Annotated in this window: 3 protein-coding genes, 1 other RNA gene and 1 pseudogene; 3 read left to right on the top strand and 2 right to left on the bottom strand. The window is 58.0% G+C overall.

The features are described 5' to 3' along the window. Positions 1–547 precede the first annotated feature (547 nt). Complete coding sequence (locus AB4Y97_RS20755) at positions 548–931, bottom strand: hypothetical protein (protein WP_442000935.1); 384 nt, start codon at positions 929–931, stop codon at positions 548–550. 740 nt (positions 932–1,671) lie between these two features. On the opposite strand from AB4Y97_RS20755, the gene AB4Y97_RS20750 reads away from it, so the two are divergent. Then, positions 1,672–1,947, top strand: a complete 276-nt coding sequence (locus AB4Y97_RS20750; RefSeq protein ID WP_442000934.1) for a hypothetical protein — start codon at positions 1,672–1,674, stop codon at positions 1,945–1,947. Between the two features lie 53 nt (positions 1,948–2,000). On the opposite strand, the gene AB4Y97_RS20745 is transcribed toward AB4Y97_RS20750, so the two are convergent. Further along, positions 2,001–2,594, bottom strand: a complete 594-nt coding sequence (locus tag AB4Y97_RS20745; RefSeq protein WP_442000933.1) for a sigma-70 family RNA polymerase sigma factor — start codon at positions 2,592–2,594, stop codon at positions 2,001–2,003. Positions 2,595–2,841: 247 nt separating this feature from the next. Between AB4Y97_RS20745 and AB4Y97_RS20740 the strand changes: the two are divergent. Together AB4Y97_RS20740 and ssrA are read left to right on the top strand one after the other, a co-directional pair. Then, positions 2,842–3,015 (top strand): annotated as a pseudogene (locus AB4Y97_RS20740) (IS6 family transposase); the annotation flags it as partial. A gap of 92 nt (positions 3,016–3,107) precedes the next feature. Further along, positions 3,108–3,308: a transfer-messenger RNA gene (gene ssrA, locus AB4Y97_RS20735) on the top strand; the annotation flags it as partial.

Genomic DNA, 3,308 nt, shown 5'->3' with positions numbered 1-3,308 from the left:
CTGCTCGAATACGAGACCCTGACCGGCGACGAGATCCGCAACCTGCTCGACGGTCAGCCGCCGATCCGGGATACCGGCGACACGGTCTCGGCGAGCCGCGGCTCGGCCGTGCCGACCGCCGGACGCGGACGGCCCAAGGAAAGCGGCGGTCCTTTGAGGCCGCAGCCAGAGGGCTAAGGTTGCGCTCCGGGAGAAGACGCTCCCCGGGTTAGCGTTGCCTTCTGGGCTCCTTCGCGAGGTAATGGGCAGGAAACGTACCCTCTTTCACGGCGACCCCTTCGAACCATCTGCAGGTAATCTCATGGCTATCGATTTTAACGACAGTCATTGGATGAGACGGGTATGCAACTAGACACACGACATTGCCGACGCCGAATTGCATGGTTCGTTCCTGATCTAGCCTATCAGGTTAGATTGTATGGTTCATAGCTTGTAAGGCGACGGGTCTACGAAGGGCTAGCCGCTCCACCAGTCCTCGAAGCATCAGATTTTGAGGATGAGACTTTCTCGGCGGGTCTCTCCTATCTGGTATTTCCGACTGCGTTACCTATTGGACTGCGATCGCTTTAAGCGCACGCTTCACGGCAATACGAGCTGCATTGACGTGGCCTTCATCGAGCAGTTGCTCGACGATCCTGAGCGCCATCACAGCGTCGGGCCGCTGGACGATATCGGCCGCCGGTTGAGCGCACTCGTGAATACCCCCCGCGTCGCCGGCGAGCTCGTCACTTTGGCCTATGAGATAGGCGGGACTGCATTTGAGGACCGCAGCGAGACTCACAAGAGCTTGCTCTGCTGGATCCTTGGAGCGTCCAGTTATGATGTCCTGAATGAATCCCGCCTCAAGGCCAGCCTCCAAAGAGGCCCTCCGCCAGGAGATCTTGAGCGAACCGACCCTTTCACCAATGCGCTGTTTGAGGATCTCATTCACGCCCTACTCCTATGGGTCGAGATGACGTTGAAAGCAAAAAGGCGGGGAGGCGGTACATCCGCGCGCTCCCCGCCTACCTTTCGGCTGCAGCTATCCTCGGCCTGCAGTGGTTAATGAACGGCTAACTTCGCTCGTGTGTAGAGCCATATGGCCATATGAACGTCTCTAGCCGGCGTTCCGCATGACTCATGCCTTTACCGGATCCTCTCCCCCATCGTCCAGGAGGTTGATGAAGGGCAAGGCCTCGTTGCCCATCCATAGTTTCGCCTTTCGACGCAGGGCGGCCGGTTTGCCGGGTCGTTCGCTTCCGGGAGTGCGGCGTCAATCTCTCGGATTGAGAAGCGCCCGATCGAGCAACCGCCTGAACGTCTCCACTCTGGCCTTGCCGACAACACGCCGAGCGGCCGTCACGGCAATGCTCAGTCCGAAGTAAGGCAGCCCGATTTGGGGAGCATGAGAAAGTGTCAGGCGGTTACACAGCCCTTGCTAACTGCCCTCCAGAAGTTTCGTTCATTGTACCGCGATAGCGCCTTTAGAACCCAGCTCATTACCGCCGGATCTGTTGCAAACACGCTTTCTACTTGTAGCCTCCAATCGAGTTTCGAAGGCCCGCCGCTGAAAGATCAACGACTTCAAGAGTTCGCCACGGTGCCAAAACGGCACCGGAAGTGGCTATACTCGAACTTTGCAACGGATCCGCCTGAGATACGCGCTGCAGGTCCACTTCGGGATCTGCATACGTGATCGAGCAACGCCACTCAGTTTCGCAGCGTTCGTACCTTGCGAACCGCAAAGCTTCAAGTCAGCCGAACCTCCCAACCCCTTCACCACCAATGCAAAATCGCGATCGGGGTTGGGGCAATGTAGTCGGCAAAATGAGGCTTAAGTCCGGCAAAGCCGGATCCGGCGACGATATTGAAAGCCTAGTTACCTCCATTTTGACAATTAATGTGGTCGCTCCAATCGATCCGATGGCCGACCATGAGAAGCTCATCAAGAGGCATGGCTTGGGTTAGGAAATTCAATTTCCGGGGATAGTACGCCGCGCGGAACAATTCAGCCTGGCGACCTATAAATCTGCCTGGCGACTGTCCTTAGTCGCGTCATCTGTCGTCCCCATTAACTCGGCCAGGCGGCTGCGCGCCCGGTTCACCCGGCTCTTGATGGTGCCGACCTTGACTCCGAGAGCCTCCGCGGCATCGTCATAGGACATGCCGTCGGCGCCAACGAGGATAAGCGCGTCGCGTTGGTCCGGAGGCAGCTTTTCCAGTGCGGCGGATAGATCCTGGAGGGCGAGTTTATCCTCCTGATCCGGGATCGTGATCATGTTGACCGCATAAGCACCCTCGACGTCCTCAACCTCCCGGCCAGCCTTTCGATGTTCCGAATAAAAGCCATTTCGCAGGATGGTGAAAAGCCAGGCCTGGAGGTTTGTCCCGGTCTCAAATGCATCCCGCTTGGCGAGCGCCTTGAGGACGGTGTCCTGCACCAGATCTTCGGCTCGTTCCATATGCCGGGTCAGAGAAAGGGCAAAATTCCGGAGGCTTGGGAGGGCCGCCATGATCCCATCGATGAAGACCTGATCGACCGGCTCGGTGTGAACACGAATGACCTGGGCCACACGCTCGGCTAACCGCGCCAAATCGCGCGGGAGCTTCTCCACCGCCGGATCTTCATAAAGGGATCGTAGCTGATGACCGAGATGCAGCCGGATTGAATTATTAAGAGCGGCAGACGGGACTTTGGAATTTTTGGGCATGGCCCATAAATAGGGTGTCGTACCGGAATTTAAACACCGGGAGCCAGGCAGGACTTTCGCATTGTCGCTAGCGGCAACACAAGGGCTGACACTGAGGCTGGGTTCGTCACGTTAACTCGGGTATGAGAGCGAGCCGTATAGATGGGCCGGCATGACCAATCCCGTCAGCGACAAACGTCATCGCTTTCCACCCGAGATCATTGCCCACGTGCTATGGCTCTATTTCAGGTTCCCATTGAGCCTGCGACTGGTCGAGGAGATGCTGCTCGAGCGCGGCATGGTCGTCTCGTATGAGACGGTCCGCCGCTGGGCGCTGAAGTTCGGGCCGGGCGAGATCCTTATTGGGCCGGATGGCATGGATGACAATTGATGCTGAAAGCAATGCTTGATCAGGCCGGGAGGCGCGATCGCAATTGCGGCCTAGCAATCAGGCCAGTTTACACCTATACCCGGGGTGTCGGGTTTTCCTGACTATGATCGTAGAGGCAGAGTGGAATAGGCGTTTAGGACGCGGGTTCAATTCCCGCCGCCTCCACCACAAGCACACCGGCCGTCAGGCACTGCGGGCCGGTCTCGAGAGCGACAGGCTTTCGTTGGGCCGGGCGCTGTTCCGGTGTG

This window comes from Microvirga sp. 2TAF3 (assembly GCF_052114965.1).
Taxonomy (GTDB): domain Bacteria; phylum Pseudomonadota; class Alphaproteobacteria; order Rhizobiales; family Beijerinckiaceae; genus Microvirga.
This window is presented reverse-complemented; position numbering and strand designations above follow the sequence as displayed.